Source organism: Thauera chlorobenzoica, assembly GCF_001922305.1.
Classification (GTDB): domain Bacteria; phylum Pseudomonadota; class Gammaproteobacteria; order Burkholderiales; family Rhodocyclaceae; genus Thauera; species Thauera chlorobenzoica.
On the sequence record NZ_CP018839.1, the window covers coordinates 3,086,033 to 3,107,995 of the forward strand.

22 protein-coding genes are annotated in these 21,963 nt (G+C 65.0%); 7 read left to right on the forward strand and 15 right to left on the reverse strand.

Annotated features, from left to right (window positions below; translation table 11 throughout):
• Positions 1-72: 72 nt before the first annotated feature.
• Complete coding sequence (locus Tchl_RS14390) at positions 73-558, reverse strand: FKBP-type peptidyl-prolyl cis-trans isomerase (protein WP_075149020.1); 486 nt, start codon at positions 556-558, stop codon at positions 73-75.
• Entirely contained in the window at positions 533-1,030 is a 498-nt protein-coding gene (locus Tchl_RS14395) for a peroxiredoxin (protein ID WP_075149021.1), read from the reverse strand. The genes Tchl_RS14390 and Tchl_RS14395 overlap by 26 nt, the downstream gene beginning before the upstream one ends.
• Before the next feature lie 328 nt (positions 1,031-1,358).
• Between Tchl_RS14395 and lexA the strand changes: the two genes are divergently transcribed.
• Both lexA and Tchl_RS14405 read left to right on the forward strand, forming a co-directional pair.
• Positions 1,359-1,967, forward strand: a complete 609-nt coding sequence (gene lexA, locus Tchl_RS14400; protein ID WP_075149022.1) for a transcriptional repressor LexA — start codon at positions 1,359-1,361, stop codon at positions 1,965-1,967.
• Positions 1,968-1,978: 11 nt separating this feature from the next.
• On the forward strand, positions 1,979-2,536 hold the full coding sequence (locus tag Tchl_RS14405) for a hypothetical protein (protein WP_075149023.1): 558 nt from the start codon (positions 1,979-1,981) through the stop codon (positions 2,534-2,536).
• Between the two features lie 14 nt (positions 2,537-2,550).
• Here the strand turns inward: Tchl_RS14405 and Tchl_RS14410 are convergent, their stop codons facing one another.
• Positions 2,551-4,353, reverse strand: a complete 1,803-nt coding sequence (locus tag Tchl_RS14410) for a M61 family metallopeptidase (RefSeq protein ID WP_075149024.1) — start codon at positions 4,351-4,353, stop codon at positions 2,551-2,553.
• A gap of 317 nt (positions 4,354-4,670) precedes the next feature.
• Between Tchl_RS14410 and Tchl_RS14415 the strand changes: the two genes are divergently transcribed.
• On the forward strand, positions 4,671-5,396 hold the full coding sequence (locus Tchl_RS14415) for an HD-GYP domain-containing protein (RefSeq protein ID WP_198158958.1): 726 nt from the start codon (positions 4,671-4,673) through the stop codon (positions 5,394-5,396).
• 134 nt (positions 5,397-5,530) lie between these two features.
• Here the strand turns inward: Tchl_RS14415 and Tchl_RS14420 are convergent, their stop codons facing one another.
• The 10 genes from Tchl_RS14420 to Tchl_RS14465 form a co-directional block, all read right to left on the reverse strand.
• Positions 5,531-6,619: a DNA-binding protein gene (locus tag Tchl_RS14420; RefSeq protein ID WP_012585352.1), complete on the reverse strand. Its 1,089-nt coding sequence runs from the start codon at positions 6,617-6,619 to the stop codon at positions 5,531-5,533.
• A gap of 267 nt (positions 6,620-6,886) precedes the next feature.
• The gene (locus tag Tchl_RS14425) at positions 6,887-7,444 is read right to left on the reverse strand and encodes an ankyrin repeat domain-containing protein (RefSeq protein WP_004355824.1); all 558 of its coding nucleotides are present in this window, start codon (positions 7,442-7,444) and stop codon (positions 6,887-6,889) included.
• A gap of 84 nt (positions 7,445-7,528) precedes the next feature.
• Positions 7,529-7,906 carry a hypothetical protein gene (locus Tchl_RS14430; RefSeq protein WP_012585353.1) on the reverse strand — a complete coding sequence of 126 codons (378 nt, stop codon included), beginning with the start codon at positions 7,904-7,906 and terminating at the stop codon, positions 7,529-7,531.
• Between the two features lie 65 nt (positions 7,907-7,971).
• Complete coding sequence (locus tag Tchl_RS14435; RefSeq protein WP_004355830.1) at positions 7,972-8,358, reverse strand: hypothetical protein; 387 nt, start codon at positions 8,356-8,358, stop codon at positions 7,972-7,974.
• 41 nt (positions 8,359-8,399) lie between these two features.
• Positions 8,400-11,519: an efflux RND transporter permease subunit gene (locus Tchl_RS14440; RefSeq protein ID WP_004355832.1), complete on the reverse strand. Its 3,120-nt coding sequence runs from the start codon at positions 11,517-11,519 to the stop codon at positions 8,400-8,402.
• Between the two features lie 15 nt (positions 11,520-11,534).
• A complete protein-coding gene (locus Tchl_RS14445) occupies positions 11,535-12,647 on the reverse strand; it encodes an efflux RND transporter periplasmic adaptor subunit (RefSeq protein ID WP_004355834.1) in 1,113 nt (370 codons plus the stop codon).
• Positions 12,644-13,207 (reverse strand): hypothetical protein, encoded by a 564-nt coding sequence (locus Tchl_RS14450; RefSeq protein ID WP_004355836.1) that lies wholly within the window; start codon positions 13,205-13,207, stop codon positions 12,644-12,646. Before Tchl_RS14450 ends, Tchl_RS14445 begins: the two co-directional genes overlap by 4 nt.
• 17 nt (positions 13,208-13,224) lie before the next feature.
• Positions 13,225-14,490 carry a TolC family protein gene (locus tag Tchl_RS14455; RefSeq protein ID WP_004355838.1) on the reverse strand — a complete coding sequence of 422 codons (1,266 nt, stop codon included), beginning with the start codon at positions 14,488-14,490 and terminating at the stop codon, positions 13,225-13,227.
• Between the two features lie 133 nt (positions 14,491-14,623).
• A complete protein-coding gene (locus Tchl_RS14460; protein WP_075149026.1) occupies positions 14,624-14,971 on the reverse strand; it encodes a hypothetical protein in 348 nt (115 codons plus the stop codon).
• Between the two features lie 128 nt (positions 14,972-15,099).
• Positions 15,100-15,438 carry a DUF4148 domain-containing protein gene (locus Tchl_RS14465; RefSeq protein WP_004355844.1) on the reverse strand — a complete coding sequence of 113 codons (339 nt, stop codon included), beginning with the start codon at positions 15,436-15,438 and terminating at the stop codon, positions 15,100-15,102.
• Between the two features lie 168 nt (positions 15,439-15,606).
• Here Tchl_RS14465 and Tchl_RS14470 point away from each other — a divergent pair, with 168 nt between their 5' ends.
• Both Tchl_RS14470 and Tchl_RS14475 read left to right on the forward strand, forming a co-directional pair.
• Positions 15,607-16,293 (forward strand): heavy metal response regulator transcription factor, encoded by a 687-nt coding sequence (locus Tchl_RS14470; protein WP_004355846.1) that lies wholly within the window; start codon positions 15,607-15,609, stop codon positions 16,291-16,293.
• 2 nt (positions 16,294-16,295) lie between these two features.
• Positions 16,296-17,633 carry a heavy metal sensor histidine kinase gene (locus Tchl_RS14475; protein ID WP_004355848.1) on the forward strand — a complete coding sequence of 446 codons (1,338 nt, stop codon included), beginning with the start codon at positions 16,296-16,298 and terminating at the stop codon, positions 17,631-17,633.
• An 18-nt stretch (positions 17,634-17,651) separates the two neighbouring features.
• On the opposite strand, the gene Tchl_RS14480 is transcribed toward Tchl_RS14475, so the two are convergent.
• Positions 17,652-20,054 (reverse strand): heavy metal translocating P-type ATPase, encoded by a 2,403-nt coding sequence (locus Tchl_RS14480; RefSeq protein ID WP_039920561.1) that lies wholly within the window; start codon positions 20,052-20,054, stop codon positions 17,652-17,654.
• A gap of 110 nt (positions 20,055-20,164) precedes the next feature.
• On the opposite strand from Tchl_RS14480, the gene cadR reads away from it, so the two are divergent.
• Both cadR and Tchl_RS14490 read left to right on the forward strand, forming a co-directional pair.
• On the forward strand, positions 20,165-20,620 hold the full coding sequence (gene cadR / locus Tchl_RS14485) for a Cd(II)/Pb(II)-responsive transcriptional regulator (RefSeq protein ID WP_004355852.1): 456 nt from the start codon (positions 20,165-20,167) through the stop codon (positions 20,618-20,620).
• 56 nt (positions 20,621-20,676) lie between these two features.
• Complete coding sequence (locus tag Tchl_RS14490; RefSeq protein WP_004355854.1) at positions 20,677-21,618, forward strand: site-specific integrase; 942 nt, start codon at positions 20,677-20,679, stop codon at positions 21,616-21,618.
• On the opposite strand, the gene tnpC is transcribed toward Tchl_RS14490, so the two are convergent.
• Positions 21,606-21,962, reverse strand: coding sequence for a Tn3 family transposase post-transcriptional regulator TnpC (gene tnpC / locus Tchl_RS14495; protein WP_004355856.1), 357 nt, complete (start codon positions 21,960-21,962; stop codon positions 21,606-21,608). The genes Tchl_RS14490 and tnpC overlap by 13 nt on opposite strands.
• Position 21,963 lies beyond the last annotated feature (1 nt).

Below are 21,963 nucleotides of genomic sequence, written 5' to 3' on the forward strand. Positions count from 1 at the left end.
GGGCATCGCGAGACCTCGGCGAAAACATGCATCCGGGCGCAAAAAGGGCCGCACACGCGGCCCTTGCAGTGCTCAGTGGTGATGACCGCCAGGGCCGTGCACATGGCCGTGGGTGATTTCCTCGGCAGTCGCCGGGCGGACTTCGGCAACGGTGATGTCGAACATCAGGGCCACGCCGGCGAGCGGGTGATTACCGTCGACCACGACCTTGCCCTCGGCGATTTCGGTGATGCGATAGACCTGGTCTTCCTCGCCATCATCGGAAACACGCTCGAAGCTCATGCCGATTTCGATGTTGTCCGGGAACAGCTTGGCGTCCTCGACCATGATCAGTTCCTCGTCGTACTCGCCGAAGGCATCGTCGGGCTGCAGCTTCACCTGAAGCGTGTCGCCGACCTTCTTGCCGTGGAGGGCTTCTTCCAGCATCGGGAAGATACCGTCGTAACCACCGTGCAGATACACCAGCGGATGCGCGCCGTCATCGATCACGGCTCCGTCCGGGTCGCGCACGGTGTATTGCAGCGTCACGACGCTATTCTTGACGATTTCGTTTTCCATTCTGTGATTCCAGTTCCTTGACCAGTTCGAAAACCGCAGCTGCATGACCGCGGGGCGTCACATCGTAGAGTGCGTGGCGAATCCTGCCCTGCTTGTCGATGATGAAGGTCGACCGCCGCACACCCATTTTCTTCACTCCGTCGACTTCCCGCTCCTGCCATACCTTGTACAGCCGGCACACCTCGGTATCGGCATCCGACAGCAGCCGGATCGACAGGCCTTCATCGTCGCGGAACTCGGCGTGGGTAAGACAGTCGTCCGGGCTCACTCCGACCACGATGCAGTCGTAGCGGGTGAATTCGTCTTCATGATCGCTGAAATCGGCAGCCTGAAGGGTGCAGCCCGGCGTCTTGTCACGAGGGTAGAAATAGAGAACCACATGGTGCTTACCGGCGGTCGATGCAAGATCGAACGTTTCCATGTCTGCATCCGGCAATGAAAAAGCGGGGGCGATGTCTCCGCTCTTCAGCATGATGTCTCCCTGATGTGGGTGGGATTCTAGCCGAGAGCCCCGGCGAACACTACCGGAACGGGCCGTGGGAGGGGGGCGGAGCGGAGGGTGCATGACGGCGTATCTCCCTGTGCTTGTCGACGCGCCGGTGCCATCTGCCGACACCGTGCTGAAGCAATAGCCCAGATTGCGGCAAGGCTCAAGACGCAGTGCATCAACGGACGCTGTGCATCGACGGCTGCGGTGCAGCACCCGGCCCCTCTCCCCGCCCTGGCAACGAGCCCGGGGCGGATTTCCCTTGCTCCGCCAGGAAAGCTGTTTAAAATTACAGCTGGATCATGGAGGCCCGATGAGCAGCCGCAACGAAACCCTCACTCCCCGCCAGCAGGAAATCCTCGACTTCATCCGCAGCAGCGTCGAATCCGAGGGCCGACCTCCGACCCGCGCCGAAGTGTGCACCGCATTCGGCTTTCGCTCGCCCAACGCCGCAGAAACCCATCTGCGGGCGCTCGTCGCCAAGGGCGCGATCCTGCTCGAGGAAGGCCGTGCGCGCGGCATCCGCCTCGCCGACGGACTCGGCCTGCCGCTGGTCGGCCGGGTTGCTGCCGGCAGCCCGATTCTCGCCGCCGAACACGTCGAGGCCCGCTATCAGCTCGATCCGGCCCTGTTCTCGCCCAGGGCCGACTATCTGCTGCGCGTGCGCGGCATGAGCATGCGCGATGCGGGCATTCTGGACGGCGACCTGATCGCCGTGCATCGCAGCAGCGAGGCACGCAACGGCCAGGTCGTGGTCGCCCGCGTGGACGACGACGTCACCGTCAAGACCCTGCAGCGCAAGGGCAGCGTCGTCGAGCTGCTGCCTGCCAATCCCGATTACGCCCCGATCGTGGTCGACACCCGGCACACGGCACTGGTCATCGAAGGCATCATGGTCGGCCTGATCCGCAAGGACCACTGATCACTGAACCCATGTCCGCCCCTGTCCTCCACAGCGCCGCTCCCTTGGCGGGAGATCGTGCCCGCCGCCGTGCCCTCTTCAATCTGCTCGTCGCGCTGCTCACCCTGCCGGCCTGCTGGCTGCTGTTTTCCCGGCTCGGCACAATCTGGCCCGCCGTCGCCACGATGGAAGGCGCGCCCTTCATGGCGGCAGCAACCCTGCTCGGCGCGGCGATGGCACTCGGCCCGCTGGCGGCAGCAGTCGGCTTCCTGCTCGCCGTATGGTTCGGGGTGGACAGCGTCTACCGCCCGCGCCGCCGGCCCTCACCCCGGCTCGATCGCCTCATCGTCGCGCTCGGCCTGCTGGTCTGGTTCGCTCCCGCTCTAACCGCAGCCGGCATCGCCGGCCAGGCCCTGGCAAGCGGTCGCATCCACTTCGTACGCCCGCCGCGTGACTATCTTCTCGCCACCGACCCGATCGCCTTCTGGCAGGGAGTCGGGTTCTGGCTGATCATGGCGGGCCTGTCCGGCTTCCTCGCCTGGCGCTACTGGCGCCCCCGGCTGTTGCCGGCAACCGCGGCCAGGAACTGACTCGAGCAACAGGCTCAGGCCCGTCCCAGCCAACCCTCGCGCAGCGCCCGCGCCGCCGCGCCGGCCCGCGGAGCGAGCTTGAGGCTGTATTTGTCCGTCGGGGCGGGCGCCAATACGAGCTCGAACTGCATCAGCTCGTCACGCCGGAACAGGTGAATCGCCACCCGTTCGCCCGCCCTGCGCCGCGCCAACAGCCCGTCCAGCCCTTTCGCGCTCAGCTTCAGCCCATCCAGTGCCAGCAGCACATCCCCGGCAGCAATGCCCGCCGCCTGCGCCGGCCCTCCGTCGAATACGTTGGCGACTTTCGCTTCGGCCTCTCCCGCCGCCAGTTTCAGGCCCAACCAGGGGGCCTTGCCTGCCGGCGCGGCCTCGAGCACAAGGCCGAAATCCCTTAACAGTCGCGGCAACGGTAGATCCCCGGTCCCCTCCACCGCAGCCTCCAGCCAGCGCGCCAGGCGGGAACCGAGCCGGGGCCCGCCGGCTTCGCGTACCGCGGCGAAGATCCCGTCCTCGGCCACCCCCACACCGCTTCGCCCATGCCGGGTCCACAGCAGGCGCATCACCGCATCCAGGCTGCAGCGCCCTGCACTGCCGGCGCGCAGTTGCAGGTCGAGGGCAAGCGCGATCAGCGCTCCCTTGGCGTAATAGCTGACGATGGCATTGGGCGCGTTCTCGTCCTGACGGTAGTACTTGATCCAGGCATCGAAAGACGATTCGGCCACGCTCTGGCGCAGGCGGCCGCTGCCGCGCATCACGGTCGACACCGTCTTGCCGAGCAGTTCGAGATAGTCTTCGACCCCGATCACGCCGCTGCGTACCAGCACCAGGTCATCGTAATAGGAGGTGAAGCCTTCGAACGCCCACAACAGCCGGGTGTAGTTCTCACGCCCGAGCTCGTAGGGGGTAAACGCGGCCGGCTTGATGCGCTTGACGTTCCAGGTGTGGAAATACTCGTGGCTGCACAGGCCGAGAAAACCCTTGTAGCCATCGGAGAGCCCTTCCATCCCCGTCCACGGCAAGTCGGCACGGCTGCAGATCAGCGCGGTCGATGCGCGATGCTCCAGACCGCCATAGCCCTCGCCCACCACCATGACCAGAAACACATAGCGCGACACCGGCGCGGGAGCGCCGAACAGTTCGATCTGGCAGGCACAGATGCGCGCCAGGTCGGCCCCCAGCCGGTCGAGGTCGCAATCGTGGCGGCCGCTGAGGACAAGGTCGTGACGCACGCCACCGGCATCGAAGCTCACGTTCGAGAAACACCCCATTTCGACCGGATGGTCGATCAGCTCCTCGTAGTCGGCCGCACGAAAGCGCCCGAACCCGAACTCCCGCGCCCCGCCCGGCCGTGCCGGAGGCAGCGCGGTCGCGAGCTTCCAGCTACGGTATTGCGCCCCCTCGGGAGCCTCGATCACCACCGTGCAGGGCAAGGCGGCACACCCATCGGGGGCAAGGAACACGCTGCTGCCGTTGAAAAAACCATGCGTGGCATCGAGGTGGGCAGAACGTACCGACAGATCCCAGGCATAGACCTCGTAATGCAGGGTCAGGCTCGTTCCCGAAGGCAGCGCCGCCACCTTCCAGCTGTGCTTATCGATTTTTTCCACCGCGCACGGCTTGCCGCCGGCCTCGGCACGGAGGCTGACAATGTTGCGCGCGAACTCACGGATCATGTAGCTGCCCGGAATCCATGCCGGCAGGCGGAACACCTGGCCGGACGCATCAAGCGTCCTTACCGTGCAGTTCACTGCGAACAAATGCGCCCCCAGATTGGAAGGGCGGATGTGGTATTCGACAACGGAAGGCATGGACGACATCAAGAAACTCTCTCTGGCACCGATTTGAACCCCACTTCCCTGAATGGCGACAGAATCCCGCGCGCAGGCAAATGGCCGACAAGGCTGCACGCTACTTACCACGCCACCGCCATTCCGTCGAGACACCTGCATCGCGCTCGATGCTTGCAGCAAACCCATGCGCAAGCCGGCTCGGGACCCCGGGCGCAGGATTTCCACTCCTTGTCTTTCAGTGTGAAAAAGCGCACACCCGGGGCACGCGCCCGGAAGTTCCGCCATCGACCATGGGCTATATTCGGCGTGGCGAGAAACTCCGGCCTCGCACACCGCCCATGCACATGCCCCCAGTCTCCCAGCCCCACCCGCCCTCCCTGCAGTTTTCCCCCGCGATCACGCTGGGCGATGACACGCTGCCGCCTGAAACCGCCGCGCCGTCTGGCAACGCCGATCCGGGCAAGACTTACCAGCAGATGTTCCGCATGGCGCAGGAGCTGCAGGATGTGGCTGCCGAACGCGATCGCGCCCAGGCTGCGATCGCGGATGCGCAGCACCAGGCCTTGCGCCGGCTGATCCTCCTCGCTGCGCTCAAGGACGGTGGCACGCCCGAGCACTGCCTGCGCGTGGGCGCGCTGTCGGCCCTCCTCGCACACGCCATGGGCCTGCCCGAAAAGCGCTGCGACATGCTCTTCGATGCCGCACCGCTGCACGACCTGGGCAAGCTGGGGATCCCCGATTCGATTCTGCTCAAACCCGGCCGCCTGAGTCCGGACGAGTGGCGCATCATGCGCGACCACCCCCTGCTCGGTGTCCGCCTTCTGGGCAACGCGGGTTCCCCCGTGCACGAGCTCGCCGTCGAAATCGTCCTCAATCACCATGAAAAATGGGACGGCAGCGGCTACCCGGCGGGCCGCCTCGGCACCAACACCCCGTTGAGCGCCCGCATCACCGCAGTGGCAGATTTCTTTGATGCAGTCACCTCCCTGCGCAGCGACCGCGCCCCTCTCGGCGACGATCAAGTGTTCCGCCTGCTCGAGTGCGCCAGCGGCACCCAATTTGGGGTATGACCGGGATGAAGGGAAAAACTGTACATATCCGCCGCAAACCGTTGTTTTGCAACAAAAGATTTTGGCTCCTGCGGCGCCGGGATGAAGCCAATATTAGGACTTTCGAGCTGTAAGCGTATGTTTTAAATGTTTAATTATGGTGCGGTGGGCGTTGCGGCTTTCTCGCCGACTCCCGCGACGTGGTCCTGTTTGCCGCTTTGTTTCCGGCGGCTGCCATGACGTAGAAGCTGTGCATGCATGTCCGCAATCACTTTTTCCTGTATGGATAAGGACGCCCGGGCGGCCCCAAGCTCGATTTCCAGGGCTTGACGACGTTCGGCCTGTTCGGCGAGCGTAGCTTCGACCACACTCTTGCCGCGCAGCAGATCCTCGATCTGCAGTTCCCGCTCCGCCAGGCGTTGGCCCAGCGCCTCGACGCGTTGCCCGGTTTCCTTGGCCACCGACAATTCGTCTCGGAGCGATCGCGCCTCCGTCTGAGTCTGGTGAAGCTGCGCATGGGCCTGCGACAACTCGGCCGCCAGGCGGGCGTTGTCCCGGCTGATCCCGGTCAGTTGATCCTGTTTGGTTCCGAGCGTCTGATTCAGTTGCCTCAGTTCGGCCTGCAGGTGCTGGGTCTGCTGCTCATGCTGGCGCTGCTCCTGATCGCGCTGTTCCTTGGCCGCCTGCCGAAAATGGTCCAGGGCTTCGCGGGCGTGACGGTGTTTGTCCTCCAGTGATTGCCGGTGCTGTTCGCCTTGCGCCAGTTGTGACTGCAGATCGGCAACCTGTTGCGCGGCCTGCGCGCGCTGCACGGTCTCCTGTTGCAGCGTGAGTGCCGTCTGGCGATGACGGTCACTCTCCTCGCTCAACAGGGATTCGGTATGCTGCAACTGGGTCTTGAGTGCTTCACCCTCTTGGCGCTGCTGCCGGAGCGCGTCCTTGAGTTGGGCAATTTCGCCGGTATAGCGGGTTTTTGCCTCCGCGATCCGGGCATCGGCCTCTTCGTGCAAGCGGCCGGCCAGCCTGCCGACGAGGTCCTGGATTGCCTCGCTCACGGCAACCTGTGTGCCGCCGGTTCCGCCCTCTTCCTCTTCGATCTCCTTTAAGTAGCGGTGAATCGTTGCCTTTGAGCCGGTATTGCCGAGTTCGACCCGAATGGCGTCGATCGATGGGTGTCGCCCCTGCGCGCGCAACGCGTCACGTGCCCGCACCACCTCGGACTTGTAGATCCCGCTTCTGGCCATCGCGACACCCCTGATTTTTACGTACTGTATTACATGGTACGCCTGTACATACTATTGTCAATGATCGTACGCGTATGAAAATGCATATTACGACACGGGATAATCGCGGATTATCACGCCTGTTGGCCACGTTCTGGGGCAAGAACGAGATTTTCGGTACAACTGCACCGGGAATGCGGTCAGTTCCGGGTCTGTTGCCAGGATCTTGCCTAGAGGTCCGCTGTTCCCGGCCCCGCGCGGCTGGCGAGCAAGGGTGGAGAGGCCGAATCAAATGCCCTCGTCCGAAGTCCCACGCAGGGCACGGTTTGGGCGCGGGCCTCGAGGCCCCTCCAAGATGGCAACGATGTCCTGTCGGCCCAAATTTTTTGCGAGCCAGAGCTCGTCGTGTCCGTCCGCATCGATTTGGTTCCGCTTCGCACCGCCGATCAGGAGATGCCGGACAACTGCTGTGTGCCCCTTGTAGACGGCCCAGAACAAGGGCCACTCCCCGTCCTCGTTCCGCACGTCTGGATTGGCGCCACGGCCGATCAGGAATGAAACGATGTCCGCATGGCCGTTGAAAGCGGCCCAGAAGAGCGGCGTCCATCCCCGACGATCGGGCAGGTCGACTGATGCGCCGTGCGCCAACAGGCCGTCAATAACGGCCCACCGACGGTGATATGCCGCCAGGAAGATCAAGCTGCACCCCTCGGTATCTTGCCAATCGGCGGGAAGTCCGTCCTCCAGCCATCTCAGCACTTCCGGGATCTTGCCCTGGCGAACCGCGTCGAGCAGTTCCGGGGCCACTCGATCGCGCCAGGCTTCGTGATGGACGTCGTCATGCATCGTCTTGGTCCTGACGAGGCGAACCCGGACCCTTGGGGCGTTGATCCGTCGCAACAATCCCTGGCGTCCCGCGCGACAGGCGCATCAATTGAAGTCCTTCTCGTCAGATGTTGATGAGCTGCGCTTCGGGATCGGTGCGTTGCAGTCCTTGAAGTTCACATACACCTTGTCACCGACCTGCAATTGCGCATCGGCAGGCAACTTTGCGGCGCGCGCGTACGGGTGGCCATTGCGCAGAAACGCAACCATCACGTACGGCTTGTCGCCTTCCGCGTCGGACGCCTCGGCCCTGCAGTCATAGAACGAAGGCCGCTTCAAGCTATTCGCCGGACCGATTTCGACAACAGTTCCTTTGCGCCACCCATCGTCCTGCGCGTATTTCCCTTCGAACACGGTGGGGCTCGCACAGCCGCCCAGTCCACCGACGGCAACGGCAACCATTCCTGCCACAAGAGTTTTCATTGGGTCACCTCTGGGTTACATGAGTTGGCCGCCCGCAGCGACGTGCTGCGGGCAAGCGGACGACGTCACTTCAGCGTGAAGCGCGCCGTGGTGGAGGGCTTGCCCGGCAGCGTGACGACGGCCACCAACTTGGTGCCGGCGCCCACCTTGAAGCTTCCCTTGGACTCCAACCGGTCGCCGGCAGGCTTGAGTTCGACTTCCTGTTTGTCGGTGCCGGACAGGAGCGTGAGCTTGGCGCTGCCGTTGGTCACATCAACCGGTTTGCCGTGATCGCGCAGGTGCAGCTGGATGACGTCCGGCTTGGCGACGAGTTCGAGGTCGACATCCTTGACCTCGACCACCAGGCCGCCGTGCATGGACTCATGTTCGTGCGCGTGGTCGTGCTTGTCCGCCGCGAAGGCAGGACCGACGGCCACCAGGGCGGCAAGCGTGATGAGCTTCGAGAGTTTCATGTTTTCTCCTTTCAGGATTCGATTGTGTAAGCGGATCAGCGTCAGAACGCTTCGGCATTGCGGTCGTTGAGCAGGCGCTCGACGTCGCGGCGGCCGAAAAGCCAGAACATCGCCGGGGTGAGGAAGGTATCGAGGAGCGTCGAGCTGATGAGCCCCGAGAAGATCACCACCGCGACCGGGTGCAGGATCTCGGTACCCGGGCGTTCGGCCTCGAACAGCAGCGGTGCCAGCGCAAAGGCCGTCACCAGCGCCGTCATCAGCACCGGCGATAGCCGTTCCAGCGAGCCGCGCAGGATCATCTGGTGATCGAAGCTCTCGCCTTCGATGCGCATCAGATTGATGTAGTGGCTGACCTTCAGGATTCCATTACGCACCGAGATGCCGGCGAGCGTGATGAAGCCGATGAGCGCCGCGACCGACAAGGGCTGGCCGGAGATCCACAGGCCGATCACTGCGCCCACCAGCGCGAGCGGAATGTTGGCCATGATCAGCGCCGAGAGACGCACCGACTTGTAGCGGCTGTAGAGCACGACGAACATCAGCACGAGCGACACGATCGACAGCAGCCCCACGAGACGCGACGCTTCTTCCTGTGCCTGGAACTGCCCACCGAGCGTGATGAAGTAGCCTTCGGGCAGTTTCATGTCGGCCACCGCCGCGCGGATGTCCTCGACGATTTCCGAGAGCGGGCGTTGCTGCGCATTGGCCGACAGCACGATGCGGCGCTTGCCGTCGTCGCGGCTGACCTGGTTCGGCCCGTCACCATCCTCGATCGACGCGAGTTTCGACAACGGGACGTGGCCGGTGGGCGTTTCGATGAGGATCTGCGCGAGCCCCTCGACCGAACGCGCCGATTCGGGCAGGCGCACGACCAGCGCGAAACGCCTTCCACCTTCGACGATCTGGGTGACTTTCTCGCCCTCGACGAGGTTCTGCAGCGCGGCCAGGATCTGCGGTGCCGGCACGCCATAGCGGGCCGCTGCGGCATAGTCGATGCGCACCTTGATCTGCGGCGCGAGCACTTGCTTCTCGATTTCCAGATCCGCGAGTCCGGGGATGCCGGCCAGCCGCGCCCGCAGCGCATCGGCCTGCCCCCGCAGCGTGTCGAGATCCTCGCCGAAGATCTTGATCGCGATCTGCGAACGCACGCCCGAGAGCATGTGGTCGATGCGGTGTGAGATCGGCTGGCCGATCGCGATCGCAGCGGGCAGGTTCACGAGCCGGGCGCGGATGTCGGCGGCGATCTCCCCCATCGAACGGGTGAGTTCTGACGCCGGCTTGAGCCCGACATCGAGCTCGCTGACGTGCACGCCTTCAGCATGTTCATCGAGTTCCGCACGTCCGCTGCGACGACCAACGTGCGTGACCTCCGGCACCTGTTTCACCAGCACCTCCGCCTGTTGCGCAAGCGCGGTGGACTCGGCGAGCGTCACCCCCGGGTTGAGCCGCATGCCGATCAGCAGGGTGCCTTCGTTGAAGGGCGGCAGAAACGTGGTCGGAAAGAAGGGCACGGCGGCGGCCGCGACGATCACCGCGACTGTGCCGGCGAACACGGCCGCCCTGGGCCGCTCGAGGACGGCCTGCAGACCGTTGCGATAGCGCGCCTTGAGCCAGGCAAGTACGCGCGTGTCGCCATGGTCGAGGGACTTCATGCGCGGCAGCAGATAGAAGGACAGGACCGGGGTCACCGTTACCGAAACGACCAGCGATGCCAACGTCGAGACGATGAATGCCACGCCGAGCGGCACGAACAGCCGCCCCTCCATCCCGGGCAGCGCGAACAACGGCAGGAACACCAGCACGATGATGATCGTCGCGTAGAGGATGGCCGAGCGCACCTCCATCGTTGCATGAGCCACGAGTTCGATCGGGTGCAGGCGATGGTCATGATGCTTCGCGCGATCCTCCTTCAGCCGGCGCAACACGTTCTCGACGCCCACCACCGCGTCGTCGACCAGGCCGCCGATCGCAATCGCCAGCCCCCCGAGCGTCATCGTGTTGATCGACAGACCGAAATACTTGAACACCAGCGCCGTCATGAAGATCGACACCGGGATCGCGGTGAGCGCGATCACCGTCGGGCGCAGCGTGCCGAGGAAGAAGAACAGGATCGCCGCGACGAACACCGAGGCGCCAATCAGCTTGCCCTGCAGCGTGCCGATCGAGGCCTCGATGAAGCTCGCCTGCCGGAACGTAACCTGCGGCGCTTCCATGCCGGCGGGCAGCGATTTCTTCATCTCGTCGAGCGCGGCCTCGATCGAGCGGGTGAGGTGAATGGTGTCCGCGGTCGGCTGCTTCTGGATACCGAGAATGACTGCCGGTTTGCCCTCGAAACCCGCATCGCCGCGGCGCAGCGCCGGTGCGAACGTCACGGAGGCAATCTGGCGCAGCAGGATCGGCTGACCGTCGCGTGCCGTGATCGCGAGATTCTTCAGATCCTCCAGGCTCGAGGTGCGTCCGAGGTTGCGGATCAGGTATTCACGCCCGGTGAGTTCGAGGAAGCCGCCCGAGGTGTTCGACGAAAAGCCGCGGATCGCCGCTTCCATCTGTTCCAGCGAAATGCCGAGTTCCGCCATGCGCCGCGTATCTGGCTGCACCTGGAACTGCCGCACTTCTCCGCCGATCGGGATGACCTGCGCAATACCGGGGATGGCCATGAGACGCGGACGCAGCACCCAGTCAGCGTATTCGCGCACCTGCATCGGCGAGATCTTAGCGGTATCGATCGGGATCGCGATCTGCATGATCTCGCCCATCACGGAGCTAATCGGCCCCATGCGCGGAATCACGTCCGCCGGCAGGCCTTCCTCCATCGCCGACAGGCGCTCCGACACCATCTGCCGGGCGCGGAAAATCTCCGTGCTCCACTCGAAGGTCACATAGACGAAGGACAGCCCCGCGCTGGAGATGGAGCGCACCGACTCCACCCCGGGTAGCCCGTTCATTGTCGTTTCGAGCGGGAAGGTGATGAGCTGTTCGACCTCCTCCGCCGCCATGCCGCCGGATTCGGTCATGATCGTGACCGTCGGCTTGTTGAGGTCCGGGAACACGTCCACGGGCGTGCGTGTGAGCGTGAACGCGCCGTAGGCCATCAGCACCAGGCTGGCGATGATCACCAGCAGCCGGTTGCCCAGACTGTTGTCGAGTAGCCATTTGAACATCGGTCAGGCTCCCCGTCAGCGGATCTGGTTGATCAGGGTTGCCGCGTTCGTGGCGACACGCTCCCCGGCCGCGAGGCCCGACGTCACGGCGACGTTCGCCCCATCGAGCGGGGCGATGGTGACGGTGCGCGGCTCGAAGCGTTCCGGCGCGGTCTTGACCCACACGATGATCTGGTTCGCCGGGTTCTTCAGCACCGATCCTGCAGGGACGCTCACGCCCTGCAGCGTGCTGCGCGTCTGCACGAACACCTCGACCGGTTGCCCGACAGCGAAACGCGCCAGGGAATCGCCCGCGGCACCGAAAGCGAGCGGCAGCGCCTGCTCGCGCAGACTGCGCGCCGCGCCGAGGAAGTCGAGCCTCACTCGTTGCTCGCCCACCGCAACGCTCGCGCCGGCCACATCGATGGCGGTGTCGGCATCGTAGGCCAGCGCCTCGACGCGCAGGCGCTTCGGATCGACGATTTCAAACACCAGTTCGCGCGCATCGACGACCTGACCGGCGACGGCGTTGCTCGACGCGATGACGCCCGCGACGGGCGCCACGAGCGCATCGCGATTGCTGAGCCCCGCACCCACCGCCGTCGCGCGGGCCGCGAGACTCGTGAGTTCGCTCTCGGCCGCTTCGATCTCCTTGCGCGGCACCGTGTCGGCGAGCTCCTTCAGCCGCGCCACGCGCTTCTCCGCGAGCACTTTGGCGGCCTGCAACTCGGCGAGCTGCGCCATCTGGTTCGAGCGTTCGATCTGCCCCGCCGACGGCACGACATACGCCAGCACCTCGCCCTTCTTCACGGTCTGCCCGACTCCGGGCAAGCCGCGCGGCCCGGCTTCGAGGCGGCCGGCGACCAGCGCCTGCACTTTTCCGCCCGCGTTGGGGTCCATCACCACTTTGCCGGCGAGCGCCACGGTGCGGGGCAGCTCCCCCGCTTCCGTGACCAGCGTGCGCACGCCGATCTGCCGTTGTGCCGGCTTGGGCAGGAATACGCTGCCGTCGGGCAAGCGTCGCGGACCGTTGCCGCCGACGGGCGCGGAGCCTTCGTCGCCGTGATCGTGCCCGTCGCCAGCGAATGCGTTCCACGATGCACTTGCCGTAACGAGGCACAGCATGACCAGCAGGATTCCCGGTTTCATGCGACACCTCCGGCCGAACGGTTGCGGGCGTTTCCCTTGCGCAGCGCGGCCCAGCCGACCAGTCCGATCACGAGAACGCCGGCGCCGAGCCATCCTGCGTAAGATTGCAAGCCTGGCCCGGCCGATTCGTCGTGCACCTCGGCGGCTTGTTCGTGCAGATCCAGCTCGCCCGCAAGAAGGTCCGCGTCTTGTCCGGCAACGACGGTGGCGGTCACGGAGACGACCCCCGGCTTGAGTGCTTCCTGCAGCGTGGCTTCGAATTCGCCCTCGGCATGGGGCTCGACGGAAATCGCCTTGCCGTCGAGTTGCAGCTCCAGCGTTGCGTCCTTGACCGGGCTGTTGTCAGCGAAGCGGTCGAGATAGAGCGTGATGTGCTTGCCGTCGACCACGCCGACCAGCTCAAAGAGCTCCGAAACGGCGGTGAATCGCGGCAGCATCGGCCCGGCCACGGGTGCCGGGGCGTCGCCGTGGTCGTGGCCTTCACCGGCCAGGGCCTGGGGCGTGACACCCGCAAGGACGGCGGCAAGGCTCCACGCCGCCAGGGTAAGGGAAGCTTTCATGTTCGGGTTCCTGGTGTTCATTCGGGAAGAAGGCCCATGGCCTGCCGCAGCGCGGACACGGCCGCGGCCAGTTCGATGCGGGTGCGCGCCACCTGGCGCTCGGCTTCCGTGGCTTCGAGTTCGATGCGCAGGCGGGTCGGTAGATCGGTTTCGCCGAGGCGGAACGCCTTCTGGAAGAAGCCGCGCGACTCGCGGGCCAACTGCGCGCGCTGTTCGGCGGAGGCGACCAGGGTGCGCGCCGATTCGACGCGGACGCGCGCCGTATCCACTTCGGCCGTCAGGCGTTCGCGTTCCAGCCTCAGCTGGGTTTCGGCTTCGATCGCCTCGGCGCTGGCGCTGGCAACACGGGCGCGGTTGCGGGAGTCGGATCCGAAGGGAATGCGTACGCCGATCGTCACCGTCTGTTGCCAGGATTCGCCGGATGCACCGCGCTCACGCGTCGTCGCCAGGTTCAGCTCGGGATTGGCGCGCCCCTGAATCCCGGCGAGAGTCATGCTGCGCTGTGCCAGCTCCGCCCGATCGCGCAGCTCGGCGATGGCCGGATGCCCCGCCCCCAGGGCGACAGGGGGGGCGGCGGGGGCGGGTTCGGCTTCGGCCACGGAAAGTCCTTCCGCGGCAAGCGCTGGTGTCATGCCTGTCAGGGCGCGCAACTGCTGTTCCGCACCCGCGAGCGCGCCGCTGGCTTCGGCGAGCGACGCTTCGGCGGTCGCCAGCGCTCCGTCCGCCTGATGCTGGTCGGCGCGTGCGAGTTCGCCGGCCCGAACCCGTTTCGACACATCCGCTGCGAGTTCGCGAGCACTGGCAAGCCGCTCGCGGGCGACCAGGACGTCGACCCGCGCACGCTGCCAATCCCAGTACGCGGCCCGCACCCCGGCGGCCGTGCGCAGTTGTGCCGCAAGCGTGCGGCTCGTACTCGCACGCACTTCGGCATCGGCAAGGGCTGCGGTCGATGCGCGTTCGCCGGGCAACCACAGCGGCACAGCGAGGCCGATCTCGTATTCGCGGCTGCCGTCGTTGCGGTGGAGTTGGTCGGTCTTGCCCGACACTTCGAGCGCCGGCGGCTCGGCCGACCAGCGGTCGACGCTCACGCGTCGCGCCAGCGCAGCCGCCCGGCGCATGTCGAGCGACTGCGCCTCGGGCTGACGCGCCCACGCGGCGTCGAACGCCTGCCTGAGCGTCGTTACGACAGGCGATGCAGGGGACGCGGCTTGCGCCCACGCCCCGCTGGCCGCGAGTCCGAGCAGCAGGCCCGGCAGCCAGTTGATGCCAATTCTTCGAAACATCCAATTCTCCGTTGATGACAAGACACACGGAAAATCGGCAGGGCGCGATCAGCTCGATCGCAATGGGCGCGCGGCAACACCGTTCAGAACGGTGAAACTGCCGGAATGAGAATGGATGCGACCGCCCTGCCGATCAGGCGGGCTGTCGCCACTTGGGGCGCTCTGGTTCCGAGAAATGCCCGGCAAGGAGCCACACTTGGGCTCCCCCGCGGATCGTCGCAATCGCGAGGTCGAGGGTCGGCAATCCCGTGCCGCTCGGCAACGCGGTGCAACTGGCCGCATGGCAGAAACTGCAGTCGACATCGACTCCGCCGCCCTTGGGCCAGGACTCGTCGTCGACCTCGCCCTGATGTTTATGCTCATGGTGGCCGAGATGGTCCGCCGCAGCACCGGCTTCATGCTCGCAATACGCACTCACAGCCGCCCAACTGAGTTGGATTGGCAGAAACAGCAGGAAGAGAATCGCGAACCAGCGGCGCATGGGGACGGATTGTAGCGGTACGAACGGAAATGAAAAATAGCGTTGCCAACATCTTGTTGCCCGTCATCGTTGCGACGCATGACCGCCCGCCCCGAGGGACCAGGGGCTCCGTGCTCACACCGCCGCGATCATTGCCCGACGTAGAGTTCGTCCATGCGCGCCCGCTCCTCGGGCGATATGTTCACCAGCTCCTTGAGCACTTGCTCGCGCGTTTTACCCGGGCCGGTATCGCGTGATGGAACGGGCACGCCTCGCTGCAGGTAGAAATAGCTTCCGTCCGCCTTGGCCTGCTCGAGCTCACGCAACACTTCAGCACGCGTCTTGGTGCTCGTCACGTGATCGGGGAAAGAGGTGTAACCCACCTCGCCGCCGGTGAAATGCCATTCCGAGTTCGCCTGAGCGACGCTCGGCACGACCAGGACGACAGCGAGGATAGGGAGGACGGTGGCGGTTCGGATTTTTGACATGATGAGGCTCCTATCGTTGACACGGGATATGCGTCCCGGCGGTGGCCGCTGCATACGCCATGTGCCGGGTACGGGGCGTACTGTAGAAAACCGTTCACGTCGAATCGCGAACAGCCCGATTACGAATTCGTAATGTCGACGCGCCACCGCCTCCGCGATAATTCGTGCATGAAGATCCTGGTCGTCGAAGACGAGCCGAAGCTCGCCGAATACTTGCGCAAGGCGCTGACCGAAAACAGCTACGTCGTCGATGTCGCGCACAGCGGCACCGAGGGGCGCTATCTCGCGATCGAAGGGCATTACGACCTCGTCCTGCTCGATGTCATGCTGCCGGGCCTGGACGGCTTCGCCGTCTTGCGCGAACTGCGGCGCGGCAAGCACGTACCGGTGCTGATGCTCACCGCGCGGGACAAGGTGGAGGATCGCGTGAAGGGGCTGCAGGCGGGTGCCGACGACTATCTTGTGAAACCCTTTGCCCTGTCCGAACTGCTCGCACGCGTCCAGGCGCTGTTACGGCGTGGCGCCATTCCGACGGCCGGTCAAGATCTCACGGTCCTCAGGCTGGCCGACCTCGAACTCGATCTCGTGCGGCGCAAGGCGTCGCGCGCCGGACAACGGCTCGATCTGACGGCCAAGGAATTCACACTGCTGACCTTGTTGTTGCGCCGGCACGGTCAGGTGCTGTCGCGCACCGCGCTGGCCGAGCAGGTGTGGGACATGAACTTCGAGAGCAATACGAATGTCGTGGAGGTTGCGGTACGGCGCTTGCGCAGCAAGCTCGATGACCCCTTCGCGAAGAAGCTGCTGCACACCGTGCGCGGCATGGGCTACGTGCTGGAAGACCGGGAACCCTGAGGATGCGCAATCCGCGTTCGCTGGGCCGCTGGCTGTCATGGTGGCTCGCGGTACAGACCTTCATCGGACTCGGATTCGTCTGCGTCGTCGTGTATGTGGCCACCAGCCTCAACTTTTCTGCGAAGCAGACCGAGGAGCTTCGGCACAAGCAGGACGTGATCCGCCACCTTGTTCGTGAGATCGCGACACCGGAGGAACTGCCGAGCCTACGTCACAAGCTCGACGATTTCTTCATCGGCCATGCCGACCTCAAACTGCGGCTGACCGAGGGCGCCGAGACGCTCCTGTACATGACGCCGCCGGCCCCCGAGCCCCCCGCGCACCTGCGTCGGGTTGAATTCGAGATCCCTTCACCGTGGTCGGGCACGGCCGTGCTGCGTGCCGAATTGGCGCTCGACAGCAGTTCCGATGCCCAATTGCTGAGGCAACTGGCGTGGACGTTACTGGCGAGTGCGCTGGCCGGCGCCGTGGTCGTCTCCGCCGGGGGGGCGTGGCTCGTGCAACGCGCGCTGCTGCCCGTTCGCGACCTGGCTCGGCAAGCCGCCGCGCTCAGTCCGGAAAACGTCGGACAGCCGCTGGATGGTTCCGCGCAGGCGCAGGAACTGCAGCCGCTGGTCGCGCAGTTCAACGCGCTGCTCGTGCGGCTGGACAACGCATACTGGCAACTGGAAGGCTTCAATGCGGACGTCGCCCATGAACTGCGTACGCCGCTGGCGACACTGATCGGCGAGACCGAACTCGCCCTGAGCCGCGAACGCGGCATTCCCGAGTTGCGGGACGTGCTGGGATCGAACCTCGAGGACCTGCACCGCCTGGCGAGTCTCGTCAATGACATGCTGTTCCTGTCGAAGGCCGATCGCGGCGAGCGGGCGCGCCGAAGCCCTGTCGGCAGCCTCGCCGCTCTTGCGACCGAGGTGGTCGAATTCCACGATGCAGCACTCCAGGAGGCGGGCGTCAGCGTTCGGGTTTGCGGGGACGGCGGCGGCGGCTTTGATGCGGGTTTGTTGCGGCGGGCGATATCGAACCTCCTCGCCAACGCGACCCGTTTTGCGGAGCGCGGGTCGATGGTTGACGTCGACATCGAGCCGGACGCTGCCGGCGGCGTTCGCCTGTCCGTCAGCAACGTCGGGCCGGTGATTCCTGCGGAACATCTTCCACGCCTGTTCGACCGCTTCTACCGGGCGGACGCGGCGCGCGAACACGGAAGCACCAATCACGGACTCGGATTGTCGATCGTCGCAGCGATCGCGCGCATGCATGGCGGCAAGCCGTTCGCCCGATCGGCCGCCGGCAGGACGACGATCGGTTTCAGTATTCTTGCATTTGCCTCAAGCCGGTAAGCCGTCCAAGTGTGCCGGTTATCTCCGCAACAAGCGGAGTCCATTTGCCACGACCAGCAAACTCGCCCCCATGTCCGCGAATACCGCCATCCACATCGTGGCCTGCCCGCTCACGGTGAGCAGCAGAAACCCCGCCTTGATGCCGAGCGCCACTACGATGTTCTGGATCAGCACGTCGGATGTGGCCTGTGACAGGCGCACGAAGGCGGGGATCTTGCGCAGGTCGTCGTCCATCAACGCCACGTCCGCGGTCTCGATCGCGGTGTCCGTGCCCGCCGCCCCCATCGCGAAACCGATGTCCGCGCGGGCCAGCGAGGGTGCGTCGTTGATGCCGTCTCCCACCATGCCGACCTTGCCCCCCTTCCGGTGCGTCAGCAGTGATTCGATGGTGCTGAGTTTGTCTTCCGGCAGCAGATTGCCCCTTGCCTCGTCGATACCCACCGCGCGGGCAATCGCTTCGGCCGTGTGAGTGTTATCGCCGGTGAGCATCAGCGTCTTCACCCCCAGGGAATGCAGATCGGCAATCGCCTGACGGCTCGTCTCGCGCAGCGTGTCGGCGACGGCGAAGATGGCCAGCACCTCTGCATGGTTCGCCAAGAGTACGGCCGTCTTGCCTTGGCGCTCGAGCGTGTCGAGCGCTTTTTCGATGTCGGGTGAGCACAGGCCGATTTCCTCGATCAGTCGATGGTTGCCGAGCTGATAGACGTGACCATCAATGCCGCCACGCACGCCGCGGCCCGGAATGGCGGCGAAATCGGCGACCTCGCGCAACACCCATCCCATTTCAACCGCGGCACGGGCGATCGCCAGCGAGACCGGATGATCCGAGCGCGCCGCGAGACTGCCTGCCAGGATATGCGCCTGGTTCGCGTCGCCGCTCAGCACCATGAAGTCCGTCTGGGCGGGCCTGCCGTGCGTAATCGTGCCGGTCTTGTCGAGCGCCAGCGTGGCGAGCTTGCGCCCCTCTTCGAGATAGACGCCACCTTTCACCAGAATGCCCTTGCGGGCGGCCGCGGCGAGACCGCTGACTATCGTGACCGGCGTCGAGATCACCAAGGCACACGGACAGGCAATCACCAGCAGCACCAGCGCCTTGTAGATCCAGTCCATCCACGCGCCGTCGAAAGCTAGCGGTGGCACGATGGCCACCAGCAGCGCGCCGGCGAACACGACGGGCGTGTAGATCCGGGCGAACCGGTCGACGAAGCGCTGGGTGGGCGCGCGGCTGCCCTGGGCCGATTCGACCGCGTGGATGATGCGGGCCAGGGTGGAATGGCTCGCCTCCGCTGTCACGCGATATTCCAGCGATCCCGCTTCATTGATCGTTCCGGCGAACACGTTGTCGCCTTCGGCCTTATCGACCGGCAGGCTCTCGCCGGTGATGGGCGCCTGATTGACCGTCGAACGTCCGCTGATCACCACGCCGTCGAGCGCAATCCGCTCACCGGGGCGCACGCGCACCACGGCCTCCAGCGGCACCGTCTTGGCCGGCATGGTTACCCACCTTCCATCGCCCTGGCATACGGTCGCAGTGTCGGGCGCGAGTTCCAGCAAGCCGCGAATCGCATTGCGCGCCCGATCGAGCGATTTCGCTTCGATCACCTCGGCCAGCGTGAACAGGAACATCACCATGGCCGCTTCCGGCCAGTGTCCGATGAGCATCGCGCCGGTCACGGCAATCGACATGAGTGCGTTGATGTTGAGATTGCGATGCCTGAGCGCGATCCAGCCTTTCTTGTAGGTCGCCAGACCGCCACTGAGGATCGACACCAGCGCGAGAGCCAGGACGGTCCAGTGGTCACCGCCGTTGAGCCAATACACCCCCTCGGCCAACGTCGCGGTGACTCCGGCCAGCGCCATCGGCCACCAGTGGGTCTTGGGCGCGGGTTTGATCGGCGGCGCTGCGCTCTCCGTGCCTGCCGATTCGACCTTCGCTTCGAGACCAATGGCTTTCAGGGCGCCGAGGACCGCTTCCAATGCTCCCGGACGATGCGTCACGCTCAGCCGACGCTGGACGAGGTTGAAATCGAGCGCCGCCACTCCAGCCATGCCAGCGAGCTTGCTCCGGATCAACGCCTCCTCGGTCGGACAGTCCATCCCGGCGATCGCGAGCGTCGTGCGCACGGCAGCAGTGGTCTTATCGATGCGCTGTGCCGGCGCACCGATGGCTGGCACGGCGGCGTCGGCCGCGACCGGCGGGTCGGGGCGATCGCTCACGTCCGACCTTTGCCGGGTCACGGTGAGGTCGAGTCCCGTCACGCCGTCGAGGGGTTCAAGATTGTTGCGGACCAGCGCCGCATCGGTGGGGCAGTCCGTGCTGTCGACGCCGTATAGCTTCCCGTTGGGGCCGTCGGGGGACGAATCACCCGGCGACTGCGACACGATGGAACATCCGCAACTACCAACACTGCATTTGCTCATGCTTGGTTCCCCTGTCTGGACTTGCAGTCATTTAACAATCCGTAGTCACTACAGAGTCAAGGACCTAGAATGCCGGTAGGATCTTCCTTCCCGCCTGGAGGACAAGCACGATGAAAATCGGTGAGCTGGCCAGAGTGACCGGCACCCCGGTAGAGACCATCCGCTACTACGAGCGCGAAGGGTTGCTGGCCGCCCCGGCACGTACGGACGGCAATTTCCGCATCTACGAGGACACCCACGCCGAGCGTTTGTCGTTCATCCGCCATTGCCGATCGCTGGACATGTCGTTGGACGAGATTCGCATCCTGCTGCGCTTCAAGGATGCGCCGGGCGCGAACTGCGGCGATGTGAACACGTTGCTCGATGCGCACATCGTTCACGTCGCGGCACGTATCCGCGAACTGCGTGTGCTGGAGCGGCAACTCAAGAGCCTGCGCGAACAATGTCCCCAGGCACGGGATGCTGCCCACTGTGGCATCCTGCACGAGTTGTCACAGCCCGCGTGTCCGGGAGCACCTATCAGTGGCGGGCACGTGCATGGCGCGCACGGCGGCGTCCGAAAATGAACGACATTCAGCCCCGCGCCGCACGCTATGCTTGAGTCGGTCATCAGGACGCTTCCATGAATGAGGTCGATGTCTACGTACACGCGGCAACACGCGCCAATACGCGTCGCAGCTACACCTCCGCCGTGCGCCACTTCGAGGTGGAATGGGGTGGCTTCCTGCCGGCGAGCGCGGACAGCATCGCGCGCTATCTGGCGCGGCATGCCGAACTGCTGTCCATCGCTACCCTGCGACAGCGCCTCGCAGCCTTGTCGCGCTGGCACCAGGATCACGGCTTTGCCGATCCTACCAAGGCCCCTCTGGTACGACAGACCATGAAGGGCATTCAAACCGTGCATCCGCCGCAAACCCGTCAGGCGGTGCCGCTACAGATTGGCCAACTGTCCCACGCCGTGACATGGCTGGACCACGCGATCGGGACCCAGGGCGCGGTCGCGCGACTGCGCCACACCCGTGACAAGGCGCTACTCCTCCTGGGTTTCTGGCGCGGATTCCGAAGTGACGAGTTGATCCGCCTGGAAACGCAAGATGTCGAACTCGTGCCCGCCCAAGGCATGACCTGCTTCCTGCCTCGAACCAAGGGCGACCGGCAGGCGGCCGGACGGTGCTTCAAGGTGCCGGCCTTGTCGCGTCTGTGCCCCGTGGCGGCCTATACGGCCTGGAAGGATCTGTCGGGGATTGAGGAAGGGCCGGTCTTCCGCGGGATCGATCAATGGGGACGAATCCGTGTCCACGGCCTGCACGTCAACAGCGTCACGCCGCTGCTGCGCAGCATTTTCGAGCGCGCGGGACTCCTGTCGGCCGACAGCTTCAGCAGCCATTCCTTGCGTCGTGGTTTCGCCAACTGGGCCAACGACAACGGCTGGGATGTCAAGAGCCTGATGGAATACGTCGGCTGGCGTGATGTGAAGTCTGCCCTGCGCTATATCGACGGGGCCGATGCCTTCGGTCAGCAGCGCATCGAACGCGCCTTGTCGGACGACGCTCAGACGTCGTGATCCGGCTGCAGGTCGGCCAACGGCTGCAGAGCTGCGGCGATCTCGAGACAGTGATCGGACATCTGCCGGAACTCGTCGATGAGGGCGGCGGCAACTTCCCACAGGTCATCGGCGCTCGATTCGCTCGGATTCGCGCCATTGATGACAGTGTGCGCCATGCGATGAAGACGCAGCAGTTCATCCCGCACACCCCCTGTTCTGTCGAAACGCTGCGCCATCGGAGCCAGCCCGTCGACCAGTTCGAGTAGCGCTGTGGTATCAAAGCTTTGCCGCAGGTTGTCCAGTGCTGCGGAGTCAACATCGCCGTAGGGGGTAACCGCGAAACGGGGTTCAGGGATGTCCATG